At 41.2% G+C, this 24,666-nt stretch carries 17 protein-coding genes, 2 tRNA genes and 3 rRNA genes; 8 read left to right on the plus strand and 14 right to left on the minus strand.

Going from position 1 to position 24,666, the window contains the following annotated elements:
• Positions 1–1,010 precede the first annotated feature (1,010 nt).
• The 6 genes from ACQ86H_RS07645 (at position 1,011) to ACQ86H_RS07670 (ending at position 8,133) form a co-directional block, all read left to right on the plus strand.
• Positions 1,011–2,532: ribosomal RNA gene (locus tag ACQ86H_RS07645) — 16S ribosomal RNA — on the plus strand.
• 253 nt (positions 2,533–2,785) lie between these two features.
• Positions 2,786–2,863: transfer RNA gene (locus ACQ86H_RS07650), tRNA-Ile, on the plus strand.
• 82 nt (positions 2,864–2,945) lie between these two features.
• Positions 2,946–3,019, plus strand: a tRNA-Ala gene (locus ACQ86H_RS07655).
• A gap of 492 nt (positions 3,020–3,511) precedes the next feature.
• Positions 3,512–6,386: ribosomal RNA gene (locus ACQ86H_RS07660) — 23S ribosomal RNA — on the plus strand.
• A 140-nt stretch (positions 6,387–6,526) separates the two neighbouring features.
• A 5S ribosomal RNA gene (gene rrf, locus ACQ86H_RS07665) occupies positions 6,527–6,638 on the plus strand.
• The 16S, 23S and 5S rRNA genes sit together here with 2 tRNA genes alongside, the layout of an rRNA operon.
• A gap of 514 nt (positions 6,639–7,152) precedes the next feature.
• Entirely contained in the window at positions 7,153–8,133 is a 981-nt protein-coding gene (locus ACQ86H_RS07670) for an acyl-ACP desaturase (RefSeq protein WP_086547398.1), read from the plus strand.
• A gap of 80 nt (positions 8,134–8,213) precedes the next feature.
• Here ACQ86H_RS07670 and ACQ86H_RS07675 read toward each other — a convergent pair whose 3' ends face one another.
• From ACQ86H_RS07675 to ACQ86H_RS07740, 14 genes are all read right to left on the minus strand, one after another.
• Entirely contained in the window at positions 8,214–10,160 is a 1,947-nt protein-coding gene (locus tag ACQ86H_RS07675; protein ID WP_431294347.1) for a methylmalonyl-CoA mutase family protein, read from the minus strand.
• Positions 10,145–11,608, minus strand: a complete 1,464-nt coding sequence (locus tag ACQ86H_RS07680) for a cobalamin-dependent protein (protein WP_431294348.1) — start codon at positions 11,606–11,608, stop codon at positions 10,145–10,147. Before ACQ86H_RS07680 ends, ACQ86H_RS07675 begins: the two co-directional genes overlap by 16 nt.
• A gap of 130 nt (positions 11,609–11,738) precedes the next feature.
• Positions 11,739–12,107 (minus strand): VOC family protein, encoded by a 369-nt coding sequence (locus tag ACQ86H_RS07685; protein WP_210419375.1) that lies wholly within the window; start codon positions 12,105–12,107, stop codon positions 11,739–11,741.
• 213 nt (positions 12,108–12,320) lie between these two features.
• Complete coding sequence (locus tag ACQ86H_RS07690; RefSeq protein ID WP_431294349.1) at positions 12,321–12,599, minus strand: hypothetical protein; 279 nt, start codon at positions 12,597–12,599, stop codon at positions 12,321–12,323.
• On the minus strand, positions 12,596–13,978 hold the full coding sequence (gene pafA / locus ACQ86H_RS07695; RefSeq protein ID WP_431294350.1) for an alkaline phosphatase PafA: 1,383 nt from the start codon (positions 13,976–13,978) through the stop codon (positions 12,596–12,598). Before pafA ends, ACQ86H_RS07690 begins: the two co-directional genes overlap by 4 nt.
• A gap of 67 nt (positions 13,979–14,045) precedes the next feature.
• Complete coding sequence (locus tag ACQ86H_RS07700) at positions 14,046–15,335, minus strand: bifunctional folylpolyglutamate synthase/dihydrofolate synthase (protein ID WP_138817994.1); 1,290 nt, start codon at positions 15,333–15,335, stop codon at positions 14,046–14,048.
• Positions 15,336–15,673: 338 nt separating this feature from the next.
• The gene (locus ACQ86H_RS07705) at positions 15,674–16,513 is read right to left on the minus strand and encodes an energy transducer TonB (protein WP_138817993.1); all 840 of its coding nucleotides are present in this window, start codon (positions 16,511–16,513) and stop codon (positions 15,674–15,676) included.
• The gene (locus ACQ86H_RS07710; RefSeq protein WP_025144642.1) at positions 16,513–16,914 is read right to left on the minus strand and encodes an ExbD/TolR family protein; all 402 of its coding nucleotides are present in this window, start codon (positions 16,912–16,914) and stop codon (positions 16,513–16,515) included. The genes ACQ86H_RS07705 and ACQ86H_RS07710 overlap by 1 nt, the downstream gene beginning before the upstream one ends.
• On the minus strand, positions 16,914–17,618 hold the full coding sequence (locus ACQ86H_RS07715) for a MotA/TolQ/ExbB proton channel family protein (protein WP_138817992.1): 705 nt from the start codon (positions 17,616–17,618) through the stop codon (positions 16,914–16,916). Before ACQ86H_RS07715 ends, ACQ86H_RS07710 begins: the two co-directional genes overlap by 1 nt.
• The gene (locus tag ACQ86H_RS07720) at positions 17,618–18,166 is read right to left on the minus strand and encodes an SPOR domain-containing protein (protein WP_431294351.1); all 549 of its coding nucleotides are present in this window, start codon (positions 18,164–18,166) and stop codon (positions 17,618–17,620) included. Before ACQ86H_RS07720 ends, ACQ86H_RS07715 begins: the two co-directional genes overlap by 1 nt.
• A gap of 110 nt (positions 18,167–18,276) precedes the next feature.
• Positions 18,277–19,353 (minus strand): hypothetical protein, encoded by a 1,077-nt coding sequence (locus ACQ86H_RS07725; protein ID WP_431294352.1) that lies wholly within the window; start codon positions 19,351–19,353, stop codon positions 18,277–18,279.
• Between the two features lie 579 nt (positions 19,354–19,932).
• Complete coding sequence (locus tag ACQ86H_RS07730) at positions 19,933–20,430, minus strand: hypothetical protein (RefSeq protein WP_431294353.1); 498 nt, start codon at positions 20,428–20,430, stop codon at positions 19,933–19,935.
• A gap of 494 nt (positions 20,431–20,924) precedes the next feature.
• On the minus strand, positions 20,925–21,089 hold the full coding sequence (locus ACQ86H_RS07735; protein WP_431294354.1) for a hypothetical protein: 165 nt from the start codon (positions 21,087–21,089) through the stop codon (positions 20,925–20,927).
• Positions 21,090–21,130: 41 nt separating this feature from the next.
• Positions 21,131–21,826 (minus strand): class I SAM-dependent methyltransferase, encoded by a 696-nt coding sequence (locus ACQ86H_RS07740; RefSeq protein ID WP_431294355.1) that lies wholly within the window; start codon positions 21,824–21,826, stop codon positions 21,131–21,133.
• A gap of 135 nt (positions 21,827–21,961) precedes the next feature.
• Here ACQ86H_RS07740 and ACQ86H_RS07745 point away from each other — a divergent pair, with 135 nt between their 5' ends.
• Both ACQ86H_RS07745 and ACQ86H_RS07750 read left to right on the plus strand, forming a co-directional pair.
• A complete protein-coding gene (locus ACQ86H_RS07745; protein ID WP_431294356.1) occupies positions 21,962–22,564 on the plus strand; it encodes an RNA polymerase sigma factor in 603 nt (200 codons plus the stop codon).
• A complete protein-coding gene (locus ACQ86H_RS07750) occupies positions 22,561–24,051 on the plus strand; it encodes an outer membrane beta-barrel protein (protein WP_431294357.1) in 1,491 nt (496 codons plus the stop codon). Before ACQ86H_RS07745 ends, ACQ86H_RS07750 begins: the two co-directional genes overlap by 4 nt.
• Positions 24,052–24,666: the final 615 nt, after the last annotated feature.

Here is a 24,666-nt window from a genome sequence, read left to right on the forward strand (position 1 = left end):
AAACAATTCGCCGCTAAGCTATGCAAAGCAATTCAGTAGAATATAACAGTTAACAATTTTTAACATATATATAAGGCTCGATTATATACTATATAGTATACTCATTTTTTTCAGCAAGCAGTTGTTGTGCTACTATATCAGTATGTTCCCGCTTTCCGTTTGTAGTGCCGGCGTGGAGCCTGCAGCTACCACTGCAATCGGGTTTAGGTGGGAGGGGGCAGGAGGGTACTTATAAAGTTTCCAGGTGGCGTGTGCGCCAGGAACTCATAAGTCTTCAGATCGCAGATTTCAAAAAACCTGATAGGTTTATAAGTGAGAACAAACACCTTTTGCTTCAAAAAGTTTTAACTATAGTATTTTTTTTCCTGCTGAAAACCATCAACTTACGTTAAAGCCTGTGCTATTCTGTAAAAAACCTTTGGAGGGAACAATATTTTTCCTACTTTTGCATCCCGCTTCGGAGGAAGGGGTTTAGTTGAAAAGGTGTTATAGAGAGAGAGGAGAGCAGGATTTATTTTAAAATAAATATTGCGGGAGAGAAAAAGATTGTTACCTTTGCAGCCCGGTTCGGAAGAACGGAAAGCCAGTTAAACCTGGCATATTGAAAAGCAAACAAGGAAAGAAGAAAGCTTAAAAAATAAAATTTATTTTATTTGCAAGTTCGGAAAAGATCCTTACCTTTGCACTCCCAACCGAAAGGAAGGGTGAAAAAATCGGAACGGCGGATGCCGGAAAGATAGAAAAAAGATTGAAACAAATGGAAACACGTTTAAGACGAACACGACTTGAACGAACAGAAGTTTGAAGATATATAAATGACCGGCCGTGAGGTTTACCAGGTCAATAAGTTCTTAAAAGAGATGTCAATGTAGCGTAGCGAGGTAATGGAGTACCGATCAAAGTACATGATTACGTAGCTTTATTTTAAAGGTGGTGTCTAACAGACAACATAAAAAAGAAGACTATTTTTAACAATAGTTAAAACTGGTCAGCATCTTACAACACATTTTACAATGGAGAGTTTGATCCTGGCTCAGGATGAACGCTAGCGGCAGGCCTAATACATGCAAGTCGAACGATATTTTCCAGCTTGCTGGAAGAGAAAGTGGCGCACGGGTGCGTAACGCGTATGCAACCTACCTTTATCAGGGGGATAGCCCGGAGAAATCCGGATTAACACCGCATAAAAACACAGGATAGCATTATCCAATGTTCAAATATTTATAGGATAAAGATGGGCATGCGTGTCATTAGCTAGTTGGCGGGGTAACGGCCCACCAAGGCGACGATGACTAGGGGATCTGAGAGGATGACCCCCCACACTGGTACTGAGACACGGACCAGACTCCTACGGGAGGCAGCAGTAAGGAATATTGGTCAATGGAGGCAACTCTGAACCAGCCATGCCGCGTGCAGGAAGACTGCCCTATGGGTTGTAAACTGCTTTTATCCGGGAATAAACCTCTTTACGAGTAGAGAGCTGAATGTACCGGAAGAATAAGGATCGGCTAACTCCGTGCCAGCAGCCGCGGTAATACGGAGGATCCAAGCGTTATCCGGATTTATTGGGTTTAAAGGGTGCGTAGGCGGCCTGTTAAGTCAGGGGTGAAAGACGGTAGCTCAACTATCGCAGTGCCCTTGATACTGATGGGCTTGAATGGACTAGAGGTAGGCGGAATGAGACAAGTAGCGGTGAAATGCATAGATATGTCTCAGAACACCGATTGCGAAGGCAGCTTACTATGGTCTTATTGACGCTGAGGCACGAAAGCGTGGGGATCAAACAGGATTAGATACCCTGGTAGTCCACGCCCTAAACGATGAACACTCGCTGTTGGCGATACACAGTCAGCGGCTAAGCGAAAGCGTTAAGTGTTCCACCTGGGGAGTACGCTCGCAAGAGTGAAACTCAAAGGAATTGACGGGGGCCCGCACAAGCGGAGGAGCATGTGGTTTAATTCGATGATACGCGAGGAACCTTACCCGGGCTTGAAAGTTAGTGAATGATTTAGAGATAGATCAGTCCGCAAGGACACGAAACTAGGTGCTGCATGGCTGTCGTCAGCTCGTGCCGTGAGGTGTTGGGTTAAGTCCCGCAACGAGCGCAACCCCTATGTTTAGTTGCCAGCATGTAATGGTGGGGACTCTAAACAGACTGCCTGTGCAAACAGAGAGGAAGGAGGGGACGACGTCAAGTCATCATGGCCCTTACGTCCGGGGCTACACACGTGCTACAATGGATGGTACAGAGGGCAGCTACATAGCAATATGATGCGAATCTCACAAAGCCATTCACAGTTCGGATTGGGGTCTGCAACTCGACCCCATGAAGTTGGATTCGCTAGTAATCGCGTATCAGCAATGACGCGGTGAATACGTTCCCGGGCCTTGTACACACCGCCCGTCAAGCCATGGAAGTTGGGGGTACCTAAAGTATGTAACCGTAAGGAGCGTCCTAGGGTAAAACCGATAACTGGGGCTAAGTCGTAACAAGGTAGCCGTACCGGAAGGTGCGGCTGGAATACCTCCTTTCTGGAGTAGACTCACCTACTCGCCACGCAACATGATATTTCTAATTAAGGTATATGGTAATAAGGTATAAGGCTTAAGGTCTTGATACTGGATACTAAATACTTTAAAAACACAAGAGAAAAAAGAAACACCCAGAAGAAAACGGTGGGCATACTATAAAGGTAAGCTTAACGGAGACAAGAAGGGGAAGCCAAAGGAAGCAGTAGCGGTAAGATACTATATACTGCAAACTATTGCTTACCTGAAATCAAGAAGTCCCGTAGCTCAGCCTGGTTAGAGCACTACACTGATAATGTAGGGGTCTCCAGTTCAAATCTGGACGGGACTACCATTGAAGTTGGGAGTAAAGAGAAAAGAGCCTGGGAGTTATGAATACTCCAGACTAATGACTCCAAACTCAAAACTAATACTCTGGGGGATTAGCTCAGCTGGCTAGAGCGCCTGCCTTGCACGCAGGAGGTCAACGGTTCGACTCCGTTATTCTCCACTGAAGAATGGCAACCGTTTAACGGTTCGTCCCGATAGCTATCGGGACCGTTATTCTCCACCATAAAGGTTGAGGGTCAGAAGGTAGAAGGCAAAGAGGTAAACTTTAAGCCGGTACATAGACCACAACAGAATAAATACCTTATTATCGGGATAGATAATATACATTGACATAAAGATTAAGAAAAGAAGAAACGCCAGGGGGCACATATATAGATATAATAATATCGAAATATGAAACGGTTCGAGACCGCAGTTTTTTACTAACGAAGCTGAAACGAAGCTTAGGTTGGGGACAATGAAACCCTCCGCCTTTATACCTTCGGCCTTCAGCCTCAGTAAAGTTCTTTGACATATTGGAAGAAGTTAAAAAAGAAGAGCAAACAACAATAGGCGACTGTTGTGTTTGTGCTCTCCCGACTTTACGTTGGGAATGAGACATCATAACAAGAGCAAAAAAGCATACCTTGCGGCGCAAAAGGCGCAAGAGTAGAAGAAAGTAATAAAGAGTACACGGGGGATGCCTTGGCTCTCAGAGGCGATGAAGGACGTGATAAGCTGCGATAAGCTTCGGGTATTTGCAAATAGGAATTGATCCGAAGATTTCCGAATGGGGCAACCCGGCATGTTGAAGACATGTCACATATAATGAGCAAACCTGCCGAACTGAAACATCTAAGTAAGCAGAGGAAGAGAAAATAACAATGATTTCCTAAGTAGTGGCGAGCGAAAGGGAAAGAGCCCAAACCTACTTTGTTACGGCAAAGTGGGGGTTGTAGGACTGCAACATGGCATTAGCAAACAGAAGTGGAATGGGATGGGAAGCCCAGCGATACACGGTGATAGCCCGGTACACGTATAGAATGCTAGCCTAGCAGTATCCTGAGTACCGCGAGGTCGGAGACGCCTTGTGGGAATCTGCCGGCACCATCCGGTAAGGCTAAATACTCCTGAGAGACCGATAGTGAACCAGTACCGTGAGGGAAAGGTGAAAAGAACCCCGAACAGGGGAGTGAAATAGAACCTGAAACCGTGTACTTACAAGCGGTCGGAGCGTCCAGGTGGCGTGACGGCGTGCCTTTTGCATAATGAGCCTACGAGTTACTCTTCTCTGGCAAGGTTAAGTGCTTCAGGCACGGATCCGAAGCGAAAGCGAGTCTGAATAGGGCGTATAGTCAGAGGAGGTAGACGCGAAACCTTGTGATCTACCCATGGACAGGTTGAAGGTGCGGTAACACGTACTGGAGGACCGAACCGATAAACGTTGAAAAGTTTCCGGATGATCTGTGGGTAGGGGTGAAAGGCTAATCAAACTGGGAAATAGCTCGTACTCCCCGAAATGTTTTTAGGAACAGCGTCGACGTTGAGTTATATAGAGGTAGAGCTACTGATTGGGTGCGGGGGAGTCAAATCCTACCAAATCCAGACAAACTCCGAATGCTATATAATATAGTCGGCAGTGAGGCGCGGGGTGCTAAGGTCACGCGCCGAGAGGGAAAGAACCCAGACCATCAGCTAAGGTCCCCAAGTTACAGTTAAGTTGAACTAACGAGGTCCGATTGCACAGACAGCTAGGATGTTGGCTTGGAAGCAGCCATTCATTTAAAGAGTGCGTAACAGCTCACTAGTCGAGCGATCGGGCATGGATAATAAACGGGCATTAAACTGTACACCGAAGCTATGGGATTGAAATATATCGGTAGGGGAGCATTCTATCGGCAGCGAAGGTACCTGGTAATGGGTGCTGGAGCTTATAGAAAAGCAAATGTAGGCATAAGTAACGATAAGGCGGGCGAGAAACCCGCCCACCGAAAGGATAAGGTTTCCTGATCAACGCTAATCGGATCAGGGTTAGTCGGGACCTAAGGAGAACCCGAAGGGGAAATTCGATGGACAACGGGTTAATATTCCCGTACTTTTTATAACTGCGATGTGGGGACGGAGTAGTGACACTGCCGCGATCTGACGGAATAGATCGTTAAAGGCTGTAGGTATTAGAACGGTAGGCAAATCCGCCGATCTAGCTGAACGCTGATAGTACCGCAAGCCTTCGGGTGAGTGGATAGTGCAGGTAATCAGACTTCCAAGAAAAACCGCTAAGCTTCAGGTTATAAAAACCCGTACCGCAAACCGACACAGGTATCCGGGAAGAGGATTCTAAGGTGCTCGAGTGAATCATGGCTAAGGAACTCGGCAAAATGGCCCTGTAACTTCGGGAGAAGGGGCGCTGGCAGTAATGTCAGCCGCAGTGAAAAGGCCCAGGCGACTGTTTAACAAAAACACATGGCTTTGCAAAATCGAAAGATGAGGTATAAGGCCTGACACCTGCCCGGTGCTGGAAGGTTAAGAGGGGATGTCATCGTAAGAGAAGCATTGAATCGAAGCCCCAGTAAACGGCGGCCGTAACTATAACGGTCCTAAGGTAGCGAAATTCCTTGTCGGGTAAGTTCCGACCTGCACGAATGGTGTAACGATCTGGGCGCTGTCTCAGCCATGAGCTCGGTGAAATTGTGGTCCCGGTGAAGACGCCGGGTACCCGCAACGGGACGGAAAGACCCCATGCACCTTCACTACAATTTAACATTGACATTGGATACAGGATGTGTAGGATAGGTGGGAGGCTTTGAAGCGGCGTCGCTAGGCGTCGTGGAGCCAACGTTGAAATACCACCCTTTCTGTATTCGGTGTCTAATCCCTCTAAGGGGGAGACATTGTTTGATGGGTAGTTTGACTGGGGTGGTCGCCTCCAAAAAGGTAACGGAGGCTTTCAAAGGTAAGCTCAGTACGCTTGGTAACCGTACGCGGAGTGCAATAGCATAAGCTTGCTTGACTGTGAGACAGACAAGTCGATCAGGGTCGAAAGACGGATATAGTGATCCGGTGGTTCTGCATGGAAGGGCCATCGCTCAAAGGATAAAAGGTACGCTGGGGATAACAGGCTGATCTCCCCCAAGAGCTCATATCGACGGGGAGGTTTGGCACCTCGATGTCGGCTCGTCACATCCTGGGGCTGGAGAAGGTCCCAAGGGTTCGGCTGTTCGCCGATTAAAGTGGCACGCGAGCTGGGTTCAGAACGTCGCGAGACAGTTCGGTCCCTATCTGTTGTGGGCGTAGGAATTTTGAGTGGGGCTGACCTTAGTACGAGAGGACCGGGTTGGACCAGCCTCTAGTGAATCTGTTGTTCCGCCAGGGGCATTGCAGAGTAGCTACGCTGGGAATAGATAAGCGCTGAAAGCATCTAAGTGCGAAACTAGCCACGAGATGAGAATTCCATATAGGACCGTAGCAGACTACTACGTTGATAGGCTACAGATGTAAAGCTGGCGACAGCACAGTCGAGTAGTACTAATCATCCGAAGCTTTCAAAGCAAACAGACTGTTGTTTGTTCTTCAAACTAACTTCTTTCAATAATATGTCATTTAAGGCTGGAAGGCCGAAGGTAGAAAGGCGGAAGGTATAACCCTCCCACCCTAAAACCCTCCTCCCTTTAACCTTAATTAAAAATATTCAGGTGCCTATATCGGTGGTGTCCACCTCTTCCCATTCCGAACAGAGAAGTTAAGCCCACCAGAGCCGATGGTACTGCGGTAACACGTGGGAGAGTAGGTCGGTGCCAGATCTTAAAAGAAACCCTTTAGCAGAAATGTTGAAGGGTTTTCTTCGTTTATGGCATTTTTGCAGTACGTTTATTTATTACCATTTGATATTAACAGTTCTTGATTATTCTCACCATGAAGGAGTGACGAAAAGTTTAAGGGTTTGTTCCTGCAGATCACGCTGATCTCCGCAGAGCCCATTCCATCGTCCGTTTCCATCTTACCTGTTTTTTCTTCTGGCCAGGGTTAAATAGCCCTGATGGGAGTGAGCACGGAGCCAATTCTTCATGGGCGGAGTAAAACGGACAGCAGGACCGAACCCAACCTAAATGCACAGGAAACCGCGCTTCAAAAAAATAAAAACAATTGAGAAGGATTATACTAAATTCGTCTCTCACCCTCTATAGAATGCCATTTAAGAGCATCTTACTGATTTTGATCACATTTAAAACTGATTTAGCGCTAAATATGTTAATATCATAAGGTTTGCCGCAATATTTGGTTATCTTTGTTGTTAACAATATATAAATACAAATAATGAGTTTTTTTGCAGATAAAAGAAGGGAAGTGATGGTGCATATAGAAAAGTATATGCTGGAGATGATGGATACCTATCTTAAACCAATTGATACTAACTGGCAACCATCTGATTTTCTTCCTGATTCTACTAGCGAAACATTTTATCAAGATATTAGAATATTAAGGGATAATGCAAAGGATCTTTCTTACGATCTTGTAGCCGTATTAATCGGCGATACGATCACTGAAGAAGCATTGCCTACTTACGAATCGTGGTTAGCCATGGTACAGGGTCCAAGCATGAAAGAAGATGGTGGATGGATGAAATGGAACAGACATTGGACCGCTGAAGAGAACCGTCATGGTGATTTGTTAAATAAATATTTATATCTGTCAGGTCGTGTAGATATGCGCCAGATGGAAATTTCTACGCAATATCTGATTGCTGACGGTTTCGATATCGGTACCGGGCATGATCCATACCGTAACTTTATCTACACCTCTTTCCAGGAAATGGCAACCAATATTTCCCACAGAAGGGTAGCTTCTCTAGCAAAAAAAGACGGTGATACTTTATTATCAAGAATGTGTGGTGTAATTGCTTCTGATGAGGCGAGACATGCTAAGGCTTATAAAGATTTCATGAACCGTATTTTCGAGGTTGATCCTAATGAAGCGATGTTGGCTTTTGAAGATATGATGCGCCAGAAAATTGTAATGCCAGCGCATTTCTTACGTGAGGTAGGTTTGAAGATTGGTCAGACTTTTGGTCACTTTACCGATGCTGCACAGCGTTTAGGCGTTTATACTGCAATTGATTATGTTGAAATTATGCAACAGTTGATTGAAGACTGGAAAATTGAAGGGATGCGCGATCTAAATGAGGCTGGTGAAAAAGCCCGTGATTATATTATGGCTTTACCTTCGCGTTTATTACGTGTTGCAGAGCGAATGAAAAATCCAACGATTGATTATAAATTTAGCTGGATTGCTGGATAATAGTCATACAGAAGATATATAAAAGCCCTCGGTTTTGCAGTGCCCCCAAAAAGTTAGACACTTTATGGGGGCTTTTTTTATTACATGTTTCTTCTATATTGTCCACCTACCTCGTAAAGGGCTTTACTAATTTGACCTAAAGAACAAATTTTGCAGATTTCCATTAACTGTTCAAAGATGTTATCGCCTGCAATGGCTGATTTTTGCAATTGTTTCAGTAAATCTGCTGAACGGTCTGCATTACGGCCCTGAAATTTCTGCAATGCTGAAATCTGGTACTGCTTTTCCTCTTCAGTAGCACGTATCACTTCGCCGGGAACAATAGTAGGGGAACCATTTTTATTTAAAAACGTATTTACACCTACAATCGGGTATTCGCCGGTATGTTTCAGGGTTTCGTAATACAAACTTTCTTCCTGGATTTTCCCACGTTGATACATGGTTTCCATTGCCCCTAAAACACCGCCACGATCGTTTATCCGCTTAAATTCGGCAAGAACAGCATCTTCTACCAGGTCAGTCAGTTCTTCGATGATAAAAGCGCCTTGTAGCGGATTTTCGTTTTTGGCCAGGCCTAGTTCCCTGTTAATGATCAGTTGGATTGCCATGGCTCTCCTTACAGATTCTTCTGTAGGCGTAGTAATGGCTTCATCATAAGCATTGGTGTGGAGTGAATTACAGTTATCGTAAATGGCATATAGTGCCTGTAGAGTGGTTCGGATATCATTAAAATCGATTTCCTGGGCATGTAATGAACGACCAGAAGTTTGAATATGATATTTAAGCTTCTGTGAACGATCGTTCCCTTTATATTTATTCTTGATGGCTTTGGCCCAGATTCTTCTGGCTACGCGACCGATAACGGCGTATTCAGGATCAATTCCATTGGAGAAGAAGAAAGATAAGTTAGGTGCAAAATCATCAATATGCATGCCCCTGCTTAAATAATATTCTACAAAGGTAAATCCGTTACTTAGGGTAAAAGCCAGCTGTGAGATCGGATTGGCTCCAGCTTCTGCAATGTGATAGCCAGAAATGGAAACCGAATAGAAATTCCTTACTTTTTCATCGATAAAGTATTTCTGGATATCGCCCATCATCCTTAAGGCAAATTCTGTTGAAAATATGCAGGTATTCTGTGCCTGATCTTCCTTTAAAATATCGGCCTGAACGGTTCCCCTTACTGAACTAATGGCTTTTGCCCTTATGCTCGCATAAACATCACCAGGTAAAACCTGATCGCCTGTAACGCCTAAAAGCATCAAACCTAAGCCGTCGTTTCCTTCCGGAAGCACACCATTGTATGATGGTCTTTCTATATTTTTGGCTTTATAAATCGAAACAATTTTAGCCTCAACTTCTTCTGTTAAACCATTTTCAATAATGTATTTTTCGCATTGCTGATCAATTGCGGCATTCATGAAAAAGCCCAATAACATTGGTGCCGGACCGTTAATGGTCATGGATACTGAAGTAGATGGCGCACAAAGATCAAAACCGGAGTATAATTTTTTGGCATCATCCAAAGTGGCAATACTTACACCAGAGTTTCCGATTTTCCCGTAAATATCGGGGCGAATATGAGGGTCTTCTCCATAAAGGGTAACAGAATCAAAGGCTGTAGATAAGCGATGTGCCGGTTGACCTAAGGACACATAATGAAAACGTTTATTTGTACGCTCAGGGCCACCTTCTCCGGCAAACATCCTGGTAGGATCTTCACCATCTCTTTTTAAAGGAAATACACCTGCTGCATAGGGAAATTCGCCGGGTAGGTTTTCGGTTAAAAGCCACCTTAAAATATCGCCCCAATCTTCATATCTTGGTAAGGCTACCTTTGGGATATTCAGTTTGGAAAGTGATTCGTAAAATAAAGGCTGTTTAATTTCTTTATCGCGGACTTTATAAATGAAAAATTCTTCTTTGTAAGCTTTTTTGGTTTCTGGCCATTGTCGGAGTAAACGTTTGCATTCGCCATCTAATTGCTCTTCGAAGAATTCATAGGTTGCATTTAGGCTTTTTGACACCCCGTCATGCGGACACCCCTCTGGAAGAGGGAATTATTCTCGCTTAATAAATCGATTACACCTTTAAGCTGGTACATTTTGCGGGCGATGTTGGCCTGTTTATCTACCCATTCGTTATATGTCTGGCTTGCTTCGGCAATTTCTGCCAGGTAGCGGATGCGATCGGGAGGGATAATGTAAATTTTCTCTGATTGATCGGAAGTTAATTCCATTTTGGCTTTAAAATCTGTTCCGGTTTTTAATTTGATTTGCTCCATTAAGGCCACAAACAGGTTGTTCATGCCTGGATCGTTAAATTGCGAAGCCATGGTTCCGTAGACAGGAATTTCATCGTCTTTGGCATCGAAAATATTATGGTTACGTTTGTATTGCTTACGTACATCACGTAAAGCATCTAAAGCGCCTCTTTTGTCGAATTTATTAATGGCTACCAAATCGGCGAAATCTAACATGTCGATTTTCTCTAATTGTGTAGCCGCCCCAAATTCGGGAGTCATTACATAAAGCGAAACATCGCAATGTTCGGTAATTTCAGTATCCGATTGGCCAATGCCCGAAGTTTCTACAATAATTAAATCATAACCTGCTGCTTTACAGATATCGATACTTTCCTGTACATTTTTGGATAGGGCAAGATTGGCCTGCCGGGTAGCTAATGAGCGCATATAAACCCTGGGATTGTTGATCGCATTCATGCGGATACGGTCGCCAAGTAATGCCCCGCCTGTTTTTCTTTTCGAAGGATCTACTGATATGATTGCTAAAGTTTTATCTTTCACTTCTACCAAAAAACGTCGAACAAGTTCATCTACTAAAGACGATTTTCCGGCACCGCCAGTTCCGGTAATGCCCAAGATAGGCGCCGTATTATTTTTGGAGAGTTTTTTTAATTCATCAACAAATTTCTGCGCGCCTTCGGGATCATTTTCTGCAACGGTAATGGCCCCGGCGATGGCTTTGATATCTTTTGTTGGAATGGTTTCGAGCTCGTTAGTGATATTGGATTTGGTAACGAAATCGGTTTGGATCAGCATATCATTGATCATGCCCTGCAACCCCATTTTACGGCCATCATCCGGAGAGTAGATTTTAGAAATTCCGTAAGCCTGAAGTTCTTCAATTTCTGAAGGTAGGATTACGCCGCCACCACCTGCAAATATTTTAATATGTCCGGAACCTCTTTCTTGCAGGAGATCGTGCATGTATTTAAAGTATTCAATGTGTCCGCCCTGATAAGATGTCATTGCAATGCCCTGAACATCTTCCTGAATGGCACAGTTTACCACTTCGTCAACCGATCGATTGTGGCCAAGGTGAATCACTTCGGCACCTGAAGATTGGAGGATACGACGCATAATATTGATGGTGGCGTCGTGTCCATCGAAAAGGGATGCAGCGGTTACAAAACGGATTTTATTTTTAGGCTTATAGATTTCTACTTGTTGCATACTATAGGATTTTAACGATCGTTATGCTCTGGTTACCGATCCTTGTTTCCAAATATATTTGGTATGCAAATGTAGTAAATTAAGCAGCTTAAAGCACGAATACCCTATACTGTTATGGCTTTTGGTTCAGTTATAAATTTTGACCGAACTGCAGTAAATAACCATTATTATCGTAAATGGCAAACTCCCTCATGCCGTAGTCAAAATCTTCAAGCGGATAACAGATTTTGCCATGATCTTTTAAACTTTCCCAGAGTGCTGTTACTTCATTTGTTTTGATGTAAAGTGAACCACTCATGATCGGTTTTGGAATATTGCGATGCTCGTTAGGGCTGCAGAACATGATTTCTATCTCATCTTTGCGGAGGCTTAACCAACTTAGGTCATTAAGCTTTACATCACAGGTGAAGTTTAGGACTTCTGTGTAAAACTTTAATGTTGCCTGCATATCATGCGATTCGAGCATGGGGGTAAGTTTAGTAGCGGTGTATGTTGACATGATGTTAAGATAAAAAATATAGTTTATTTTTTACTATATAAGATATTTTACGAGGTCGTCATTTCGAGCAGAGTGCAACGTAGTCGGAAATCACGTAGTGCTCAGCGAAGCTAAATCTATCGAGGCAGATCTCTCCGTTACACTGCGTTCCAGTCGAGATGACGATTTAAGTAAAAACAAAAAAACTATGCTGGTGAGCATAGTTTTCTTAAATTATTTGTTTGTAATCTCTGTGATTGGTTCTCCAACATTACCATTTGGCATCTGAATATGGAGCAGCGCAGCCAGCGTTGGTGCAATATCGGTCATGTAATGTGTTTTATTAGAAGCACCTGATTTGATTCCCCAGCCCATAAAAACCAATGGAATGTGCGAATCGTATGGATTCCAGTTTCCGTGGGTTGTACCTGTACTGCTACCGTTAAACCAGTTTGGTTGTAAAACATAATAGATATCACCACTTCTGCGTGTATTGTATCCGTTGGTAATCATTTTTTCTGGATTTCCTGAAGTGTGCTTTGCGATATTTTAGCGATATCAACAGCATTTTGGAAACCGTCTAATCTTTTTAAGAATTCTACTGATGCTGATTTAATTACATCGAAACTCACATCACCTTTTTCGGTTTTATCATGATCGAAAATGATCTGGTTGTTCATCGATCTTAAAACAATATTGTTTACTTTAAATTTATCATTTAAGTAAGCATTTAATTTGTTTGCGATATCACGGTCACTCACTACACCTGAAGGTAATTTGTTCTCCTGCATAAAGCCCGGTACATGCGCTGCACCATGATCAGCAGTTAAAAATACCGTGTAATTTCCTTTGCCTACTTTTTTATCCAGGTAGTTGAAAAACTCTTCGAAATCTTTGTCTAAACGTAAATAAGTATCTTCAGCCTCTACTGAGTTCGGACCATAGGCATGACCAACATAATCGGTAGATGAGCAACTTACGGCTAAGAAATCAGTAATATTATCCTGACCTAAATCTTCTGATAGGATGGCTAATTTGGCGAGGTCTAGCGTAATGGTATTACCATAAGGGGTGCTTCTAATGGCATCGAAATTTTTATCAACGTTTTGTGTTAACTGGTGAGGAAATGTGCTTGATTTGCCTTCGTAAGCATTCTCATCTTTGGTACTGTTTACATAGGTATTGATCGGGTATAAAGTTTCCCAGTTTTTTGCATAGAACTTGTTAGCCAGTTTCAGTTTGTTATAATCCGCGATCCAGGTTGGCACTTCTTTCATATAATAGGTGCTGGTAATCCAGTTTCCGGTACTGCCCTGGTACCAATATGCCGCATTTGCCGCATGGCCGGCCGGAAGGATGGAACCTCTATCTTTTAATGAAATGCCGATTACTTTGCCTCTAAAGTTTGTGGCTAATCTCAATTCGTCTGTAATGGTTGTGGTTAGCATATTTTTTGGCGACATATTACCTTCTGATGAGGGTGTACTGCCAACAGTGGATGCTGAAGAATCCTCTGTACAATAAACATTCTTTTTGGTTTCAGGATCGTACCAATCGTTACCGATAATACCATGAACAGCCGGAACCGAACCGGTGTAAATGCAAGTATGGCCACATGCAGTATAAGTTGGTGTATAGGGGATGAAGGTATTTTCCACAGAAAAACCCTCGTTAATTAATCTTTTAAATCCACCATTGCTATAGCGGTTATAGTAGCGGTATAAATAATCCCAGCGCATTTGGTCGACCACTAAGCCAACCACCAATTTGGGGCGTGCAACCTCCGCTGGAAATGCTTTTGAAGGCACTGTGGTAGATTTTTTGGTTTGAGCTGAGGAAAGTGAGATCGAAAAAATAGAAATAGTAAAAATTAGACGGGGTATTTTCTTCATTGTGTTTTAGTTAAATGGCTAAAGTAATCAATTTAGATAAAGCTACTTTGAAGTTTATGTAAAGATTTTATATCGCTTCGGCTACTACAAATGTGCTTCCACCTATAAAAACAAGGTCTTGTGTATCGGCTGCCTGAATGGCAGTAGCTTTTGCTTCGGCAACTGATGCATAACTGTTTCCGTTTAAGTTAAATGCTGCCGCCTGTTCTTTTAAGGCCTTTGCGGCTAAACCACGTTCTAAGTCGGGTTTGCAAAAATAGTAAATGGCATTTTTCGGCATCAGCGACAACACTTTCGAAATATCCTTATCGTTTACCATGCCAAAAACAATGTGCAGGTTTTGATACGGAGTTTGTGTAATGTTTTTGATCACCTCCTTAATTCCCGCTTCGTTATGGCCGGTATCGCAGATGACTAAAGGATTTTTAGATAAAGTTTGCCAACGGCCCTGCAAACCGGTTTGTTTTTTTACCTGGCTTATTCCTTTATAAATACTTTCCTGATCGGTTTTAATTTCGGTTTCCTCATTCAGTATAGCTAGTGTTTCTAAAACGGTTAGGATGTTTTTATGCTGATAAACCCCGGTAAGATCGCTTTGAAGATTTTTGTATTTGATTTTACCATGCTGATAAACGGACAAGGAAAGTTTACTGTTTTTGATTTTAAAGTCCTGGGCAGTTAACACTTGATCAGCGAAAACAATAGGAGCGCCCTCAGCTTTGGCTTTTTTAATGAAAACCGGTGCCGATTCTTCCTGGGTTTCGCCAATTATTACCGGAATATTCTTTTTAATGATACCTGCTTTTTCACCTGCAATTTCGGACAGGGTATTGCCCAACATATTGGTATGGTCGAGGCTAATGTTGGTGATAACTGAAATTTGTGGCGTAATGATATTGGTAGAATCCAGTCTTCCGCCTAAGCCCACTTCGATTACGGCTATATCTACATCATGTTTTGCAAAATGATCGAATGCCATGGCAACGGTAACTTCGAAAAAAGAAGGTTCAGTTTTTTCGATCAATTTTTGTTGATATTTTACGAACGATACGACTTCAGTTTTACTCATCATTTTTCCGTTGATGCGGATGCGTTCGCGGAAATCTTTTAAATGTGGTGAGGTGTACAATCCTGTTTTATAGCCCTGGGCCTGTAGTACGGAAGCCAGCATGTGCGATGTTGAACCCTTCCCGTTTGTTCCGGCCACATGGATGCTTTTAAATTTATCTTGTGGATTATCTAAAGCCTCACAAAGAATGATGGTATTGGTCAAATCTTTTTTGAAAGCAGAGGCGCCGACACGGGTAAACATCGGGAGTTTACTATATAAAAAATCAAGCGTTTGTTGGTAGTTCATAATATGCGTCAAATATAGTGGATTGGCGTTATTATGAAATGAATTATGAATATTTCTTCTGAAGTTTTAAAGAGCTGTGCGTTGGAAAGCTTTGGGAGTCTTTAATTTATTTTGAAGGTCTGTAAGCCACAGACCATGGAGTATGAGTGCAGTCAGATGTTCCCCTCTGACTTGTGATTAGTTTAGGATAGATACATCATTAATTGTTGAAAATCCAATCCAGCTTGTGAACAAATCTTCGGTCAGATAGTAATATCTGACTGCACAATGATTTAATAGCATTAAACAACCAAGGTCTGTGGGGACACAGACTTTGGTTGTTTATAATATTTTAAATTTTATTTTACTTTGAAGTTAAACATCACGATTCCGGTTTGTACATCGGGAGCTGATTCCAATTTATTTAAACTTGCACCTAATACGGCCTGCTCACATTTTCTCCAGAGGGCTAAATCAGATAGGGTAGTACCTTTAGCTCCGGCACGGGCCTGTACAACTTTGCCATTTTTATCTACACGGATTTGAACGGCAATTTTTCCTGCGCTCTGTCCATCATCCTGTATCCTTGGGATATCGATAAATTTTCTGCTGGCCAATGATAACTGTACATTGCCGTTTCCAGAACCGCCTTCTCCATAATTAGAAGCTAAAGGATCACCATCTTTATCGCCTTGGTTGCCCGGCGTTTTCCCTGTACCGTCCCCTTGTCCCTGACCAGTATTTTTTTTGCCTTTGTAAAGCGCATTTTGGTTAATTACTGGCTTGGCAGGTTTATCTTCTGTAACCGGAGTGGGTGCAGCCGTAGTTGGTTTTGTGGGTTTGGTATTTACGGCTATTGCATCTTCGGTATTTTGTGTTTGCACTTCTTTGTCACTACTTTCGGTAGAGGTGGTTGGGGTAACCTTTTCTTCAGGCGTTACTTTTTCTGGTGGTTTACCATTTGCATTCGGATCTGCTGACGGTTCTTCGATACTGGTATAATCATCTCCCATACCTTCTGCAGAAGTCCCATAATTAACCACCATACCACCCATACCCACTTCTTCTGGTGGCTGGAAAGAACCAATCACGATAAAAAAGCTGATCAATAATAAAAAGCCCATGATACCGCTTGCAATGGCAATAGCTTTAGGGTAATTATTTTCCTCGTTAGGTATGTTTTGTGCTTTGTAGTTCATTATTTCTTAGGCTCAACGGCTACAACAAGTTTTAATTTCAGTTTATTGGCAATATCATTTACCACAAATCCATCCTGATAAGTCACATTGCGCGATACATACAAAAGTATGGTCATATCTGGTGCCAGTTTTTGGTATGATGCCAATGTAGGCTCTAATTCCTCAATGCTAACCGGTTTCTTTTCAACGAAATATTTTAAATTTTCGTCTATAGTCACGGTAACTGCTTTTTTGGCGGTAGATTGTTGTCCGCTTGATGATTGTGGCAACAATAATTTAACCACCGTAGGATTTACTACGGCAGAGGCCAGTAAGAAAAACAGCATCAGGAAGAACATAATATCGTTCAACGCTGAAGTATGTACTTCTACCGATCCTTTTGTTCTTTTGCGTAAATTCATTATTTGCCTGGTTCTTCTAGTAAATCAATAAAATCAATTGCATCGGTTTCCATTCTAAGAATGATTTTTTCGACCATAATGTTTAAAATGTGATACAGTACGTAAGCGATGATACCGATAATTAATCCGGTTGCAGAAGTAATCATTTTCGTATATAAACCACCAGAAATAGTACCGATTTCAATAGCACCCTTAATGGATACCTGATGGAAAATGGTAATTACCCCCACAATTGTACCTACGAAACCAAGCATTGGTGCAATACCTGCAACAATACCCAATATGCTAATGTTCTTTTCTAATTTAGAAACCTCTAATTTACCAACATTTTCAATTGCACCTTCAATATCCTTAATCGGGCGGCCAATACGTTTTAAACCTTTTTGCAACATGCGCGAAAGGGGAGAGTTATTATTCCTTAATAACGACATGGCGCCATCTAAATTTCCAGATTGAATATAAGACCTGATCTGACCCATTAGGTTTGATTCGTCTTTCGTGGCTTTTTTAATGGTTAAATAACGCTCAACAAAAATAATCAAAGCTAAAAAAGCTAGAAAAGCCAATGGAATCATTACCCAGCCGCCTTTGAAAAGCAGATCGATAAAATGGAGTTCTGGCTGTGGTTGTGCTACTGCTTGGTTAACCGCATTTGCTGTGTCTTGTAATGCCTGAGTGGTGTCTTGAATTAATAAAGTTATCATTATGGTTGTGTGTTGTTAAAAATCTGTTGTACGTAAAACCCTTTTCCCTTTAGTTTTTTCTGTAAGATATCTTTCTGCTCTTCGGCCTCTTTTTGTGTTTTAAAACTCCCTATGCTTACTTTTTTCCACGGTCCGGCCATATTTGCAATTTTAGCATTTAAGCCACGGGTTTTCATTATGGCAATATATTTTTCAGCTCCTGCAACAGTTTTGTAAGATGCCGCAATAACATCAAACGTAGAAGGGCCAGTTTTTGGTACGACGTTATTTTCTTTTGGCGTTTCGATAGCTGGCTTAACCGCCGGTTTTGATATCTCTTTTTTAACAGTATCGGTTCTTTTCTGAAGCTGATTGGCTTTTAAAATGCTATCCGTTTTGGCTATTGAGTCCTGTTTTGCTTTTAGGGTATCAACAACAACCTTAGGCGAATCGACAATTACCGGTGCTGGTTTTAGGGCTTCAGCTGTTTCGCCTGTAAATAATTCAGGCTTAACTAAAAAGGTTATCGCTGCAATAACAGCTAAAGCTAAAACTGCAATTGTAATCATCAACCAGGTAGACATACCCTGGCGCGCTTCGTTTCCATGTTCAATCGGGTCATGGCCAAAACGGTTTGGATGCTCTGCATGTTGCTCTTTTATAAACGCCGGAGCCTCAATTACAGGTTCTTCTTTTTAGCCTCGTCTTCTAAATTGATGTATGTTTTTGGTTCTTCAGGCTCTGATCTAAGCGAGAAACGGCCTGGACGTTCGCTTTCTGAGATAACTGTTTCTGGTAATTCTGCTGATTTGGTTTCTGTAGATAATGAAGTATCTTCTGCAGCCTTTACTTCCTCGTGTGCATCGTCAAATTCTGGTGTCTCTATAGCAGATTGTTCAGCAGCAACATTTTCTACTTCCGATTCTGGTGTATGGCCGAAACGGTTAGGATGTTCTTCGTGCTGTGTTACAACCGATTCTGGTACTTCTACTTCTTCAACAGTATTTGTAACGTCTTCTGGTGTTTCAGTAGGTTCTTCTGTTTCAATGGCATGTTGCTCAGCAGCAATATTTTCTACTTCCGATTCTGGTACATGCCCGAAACGGTTAGGATGTTCTTCGTGCTGTTCTTTGATAAACTCAGGTGCTTCAGTAACTTCTATTGCACCATTTTCAGTATGTTTTAAAGTATTTTTGAAGTCATCATTAACTTCATCCAGCTCTACATTTTCGATTACCGGCGCCTGGTAAGACTTATTTTCAAAAGGTGAAGGTGCACCTGGCGCTTCAGCAATTTCGTCGTAAACTTCTTCTTCTTCTTCTTTTGGAGAATCGGGTTTTACATCTTCAGTTACCGTTTCTGGTAAAGAAGGCAAACCATAAAATTCAGAACCATAATTGATGTTCTTTATCGGTTCGAAATCCAGCCCTTGCTCAGTAAAAAATAAGCGACCGGTATTTTCTAATTCGACCTCATGGTCAAGTTCCAGTTTTTGATTTATGTCTTCAACAAATTGCGCGATGTAATCATTGGCGCTCTCGTTAGAGATATTCCTTTTAGCGGCAATAAAATCTACCAGCGTCTTTTCTTCGGTTAAATCGCTAGAAAACTGAAGGGTATAGCCCGGAGGTAAAAACGTTTGTTTTTCCTTATCGTATCTTCCCGGGTATTTCTTTTTATAAAAGGTGCCCAAGCCGGTAATGCCAACTTCTTTGCGTTGCTGCAAGAGTTCTAAAAGGTATGATAAGATATCCATTCGGGTAAAATTAAGCGTTTAAAATTAAAAATTATATTCTACCTTCAAATAGTTTCTATGGGTGCTGTTAAACAGCCTATTCCAAAAAGAGGACAAAAACGGGTACAGTTTTGTTATTTTAATCATGAAAAAATCACAGTTTTTTAAACCTATAGCTGTATCCATGCAAAGATAACGGTTACAAAGATAGAAATGGTATGCTAGTAAGCAAATGGCTAAATCGATATAATACCGAATTTGAGGCTAAAACCTATAGAAACGCTTTACCATCGAAAAGCGTGTGTAGAAAAAGAATAGGGAAATTTTAAAAGAGGTTGTATCATGATGAGCCTGGTGTATACGACAAATTTCTTAAACGGTCGTCATCCTGAATTTATTTCAGGATCTTCCTGCCCTAAAGGATGATTAAATAAATTCAGCATGACTTGGTGGCCTTGAAATATGCTATTAGTTATACACCTCTCAGCTTAAAGCTTTATACTTACCGCCAGGGTGTGGTGGGATTAAATAAACAACCGGATTTTAGTCTAATAAAGATGTTTTGCAAGATAAGTGCTTTTTATAGCTGAAGCACGTTCGTTAAAACTCATATATATTATTCGCCCGTAAGTTTTCGATTGCTAATTCGGCATCGGCCAGTAGCGGCTGTTGTTTTCGCGTTTCTTCTTCAATTATGATTAAAGGCTTATGGCCGTATTGATTAAAAAATGATCTGGTATGCGCTTGATAATCCGTTAAAAAATTAGCCAAGGAAGTTACATCTTCATCAAAGCCTTCACTTTCAAAGTTAAACTGACAAGAACTTTTGTAAGAGATAAATACGTCTTCACCCTCTTGAAATGAAATGGCGATACTGTAACTGCCCGGACCAGTGTGGGTAACAACTTCCTCATCATTGGTACTCCCTACATTATAAACAATCTCGAATGTGATGTACATTGTGTTTAAAGCCCCAGCTTTCTCTCCGGTAATTTCAAATCCGGAGGAGTAGCCCCAATTTGTTTTGCTTTCTGCCAGATGTTCATCATTGTAGATGTATTCATTTATTCTAATCGGCTGTACATTAAATATTTTCATTGTAGCTCATTTAAAGCGATTGATTTTGTCCTTTCAAAAGCCATAAGCATAGGAAAGCATTTTCCTTATAATTTATTTAACTACGAGGGCATAATGATACATCTCCCGAAGATAAAAAAATCCCATCGAAATATCTGCCCACAGAGCAGAATTGGCAGTATCATCAGTTCTTTAATCATATATAGATTGATTGGTTCAGTAGTTGGAATCAGGTTGTTTTGCTATAAATATCTGACGTGTTTTTTTCTTTTCGATAATTAATGCCTTTTATTAAAAGGTATATGCCTATAAGTAAAAGACTTGCAGCAATGAGCACTCCAATTGCAACAGGCAAAAATATACTTGCTGCATTAAAGAATTCGATCCAATGCACTCGGGGATAAAAAAATAAGCAAGAATTAAAAAAGCTGATAGCGTTAAGGTTGACAAAAAATAAAGGGTTCGGGGGGTAGTGTTTGTTTTCATATTTGTTTGAGATAATCGATGGAGTGAGTTTAATTCAGATAAGGGTTTTCTGGGATATAAACCAAATCGTAGCCGTTTTTCTTGAGCAGGTTTATAGTATCCTCATCTGGCAACTGTTTAAAAATAACAGTAGTTAATACTTGCGAGGGCATGGCCCTTAACTTAACAAGTGCATCATAAAGAAATTTTTTCATTTTTATAAAGAGAAACGGTTTGCTGTATTGATCAGTTGATATCAGTTCTGCGCCTTTAAACCAGTAGTTTGGATTGATTTTTTAAAAGCGACCAAAGGTAGGCCTAAGCCAGCTGCCAGTTTTTCAAATTCTCTTTCCGATACTTTGTAAACAAAATTTCCAACCGGCTCGAACGAAAAGCGGTTTTTCCATAATTTATTCAAAAAATGTGCATTCCTGGCCAAAAGATTACTTAACATTAATAGCAGGGGCATCTTGGTCACCGGATCTTGTGGTTCTATCACTACCACACCTTGTCTGGCCACCCTGATCATTTCGTACATTGCAGCATAAGGTCTTGGGAAATGGTGATAGGATTCTTTACAAAGCACAAAATCAAAACTATTGTCTTCTTGCATGAGTTTTTCTGCATTCTCCGCAGCACAAGCATTAATAATCCCTTTTTTTAGTGCAATATTCAAAAAATCTGTGTTGAGATCTGTTGCCAATACCCTGTTGCCTGAGTTAAGGATATACTGTGCATCGAATCCATAAGCGTCACCAATAGTAAGCCAACTCTGGTCTTTTTTGTACAGAAGCGGGTCAAGGCAGTTAAAAAAGAATTTTTGGAGCCAATAAGCTATATTATTTTCGCCCGTTGCTGTAGCTTTTTCATAAAAATCAGTTTTGGCACTTTCTGATGGGAAATGTGTATTGTACCATTTGTTATGTCTGTTGTAGCTTTCGGTATGGCGCATAGGCTGGGGTGTATAAGCTTATACGAACGCAGTTCTATAAACGCTTGGTCGAAAAACTAAAATAAGACTGGAAAAAAATAAGTTAATTTTAACCCAGCGTTTTTCATATTCGTTGCGTAATCTTATTACAACACGATGAAGAACCGCTTACCGAACCAAATGGATGAACCTTTTTTTAAGCAAGATACTAAACTGATCAAAGGCTGCAAAGCTAATGAGCGGCAAGCACAGGAAGGTCTCTATAAGCTTTACTATGCCGATATGCTGCGTATATGTTTTCGTTATTTAAAATCTGATGATCTGGCGCAAGATGCGCTGAATATTGGGTTTTTGAAGATTTTTCAGCATATCCAGACTTTTGATGCTAAAAAAGGAGAATTTGGTACCTGGATCAGGACAGTAATGGTGAGATCGTGCATTGATATTATCAGAAGAGAAGCAAAGTTTAATGAAACGGTTAGCCAGGATGAGATTGAGGAAATCTTTATTCAACCATCGGTATTAGACAAGCTTTTTGTAGAAGATCTCCTAAAATTGATACGCCTCCTTCCAACCGCGACACAGTTGGTTTTTAACCTTTCGGTTATAGATGGCTATTCACATAAAGAAATTGGAGAACATTTGAATATTACCGAGAGCACCTCAAGGTGGCACCTCACAGAAGCAAAGAAACAGTTGAGGAAAATGTTAGCTTCCTCAACAATTGATAAACCAACTGAAAACATAAAAAGAAGATGAGAAATTCAGCATGGTATCATAAACTCTGGCGTAATAAATTAGATAGTTTACCAGTTAAGGATGTTTCGGATGCCTCATGGGCGGGTATGCATAAACTGCTCAATGAGCAGATGCCAGTCAGTACGGCAGGTGGCCACGGGCCTAATGTATCAACTGGAGCCAAATTGTTCAAAGTAATTGGTTATTCGTTATCTGTAGCCGTTACAGCTTCTACTGTAGGCTATTTCACCGTTCTGAAATCAAAAAATAAACAGAAAGAAACACATCATAAAGTTAAGCCCATCCTTGTAGATTCAATACCTGTAGATAGTACTAAGGTGTTAAATTACAATGAAATAGCCGATACTACAAGTATTAAAGATAGCATTAATGGGGCGGGGGATTCGATAAATCCAGCTGTGGAGCAAAATAAAATAGTTGATCATGATGGTGTCAAGCTTGTAGAAAAGACAAAGGGCATTGAAAACTTAACTTTAGCTGCTGCGAAAACAAATGCTTTTTCTCCTTTTAAAAATGGACAGGATGTTACAAAAAGGTCAGACCGGTCTAAACCATTTGAGAATTTAAGTGCGCAACCGCTAAGCGTTAACTCAAAAGTGGAGTTACCCGGAAATATTAGTCAAAAATTGGATAGCTCACTTACGAAAGGTAGCGCTTTATTATTGGCACCAGAAGGATTTCAGCGGGGAAATAGCCTTTCTAATTTTCTTCCTTCACCTATTTCGATTTTAGATCAAAATACAGCTTTAACTGTGTATAGCACTAATGAACTGCGAAATGCATCATCAGGAAACAGCAATAAGAAAAAGAATAATAAAAAAGCAGAACACACTAATCCTGGTAAAAACCAGAAGGTAAAAAATATCAGGTTGCCTAAAATTAAAACAGCTAAAACCAAACAGGAAAATGATGCAGAACCAACTTACAGTTATGGCATCACAACAGGAGTGAATGTACAAAAAGGCAGCAGTAGTTTTTATGCTGGTATATTTGGCACATATCCGCTAGATAAGAAATGGCAGCTCGCCATGGGTTTAAATATTAATAGCTATCAAAAAATTGCAGTAGAATTTACACATCCGAATTATTTCCGCCCGGATTCGTTGCCACCCTTTACAATTGGAGCTACACGAAAAGTGATAGCAGTAGATATTCCTTTAACAGCTGCCTATAAGCTTTCAAAACATATCAATGTTAAAGCAGGTCCGGTAATTAGTTTTGTGGGTAAGCAGTCTGAAATGATTACCAAGATAGCCAATCCACGTGATACGTTATACCATAGTAAGCAAATCGACTCGACTTTAGTAAATACAGTAAGCAATAAGGTAAATATAGGGTTTACAGGCGGCATCAGTATTCATATTAAGCAATTTGATATCAATGGAAGCTACCAATGGTTAACTCCATACAAGGTGAGCAATGGTTTGGGCTCTTTTAAACAGACGAATCAGGTTTTTAGGATTGGGATAGGATATCGGTTTAAGTAAAAATAATCTCTTAAAATAGCGTCATTGCTGAGAAAGCTTTTTCAGGCCAATGTCATTAAAGTTAAGCATCCCGGTATGTTGCCATTCTGAGGGTTAATTACTTATTTAAAATCAATATGAGTGACTTATAATTATCTTCTCTTGTCCCAGGGCGCGGTCTTGCCTCGGCTCGCCGCCGCCGAAGGGCTCTTTCTTTTTGGCATCAAAAAGAAACAAAAACTGCCGGCTTAAAATTTATTCATTTGTTGTTAATAACTTTCAGCTGCATTCATGAGGGCTTCGCCGTTTTCTTTCGAAGCTAGTAGGTTGGCTTAAGCAGTGCAACCCGAAAAATTTGTTAGGCCGGATTTAAGTAGAACGGGGATGTTGTGCTATGGCCTAACTGGATGGAAACGCAAAAGCAGTTAAAATGCTGATTAATAATTATTTTTAAAATAACGTCAATGGAAGAAGTTAGGGTTTTTCAAATACATCGGAGGGTTGATGACAGATATACAAGGCCGTCATTTCTCCATTTCGCTGCGCTTCAGTCGAAATGACTATCTGATTATACCTGTTATTCCAAATACTTTGTTTTTTGAAAACAGACCTTAGGCAATGAAGATTTCACTAAAC

Origin of the sequence: Pedobacter sp. P26, assembly GCF_050632135.1 — a bacterium.
Taxonomy (GTDB): domain Bacteria; phylum Bacteroidota; class Bacteroidia; order Sphingobacteriales; family Sphingobacteriaceae; genus Pedobacter.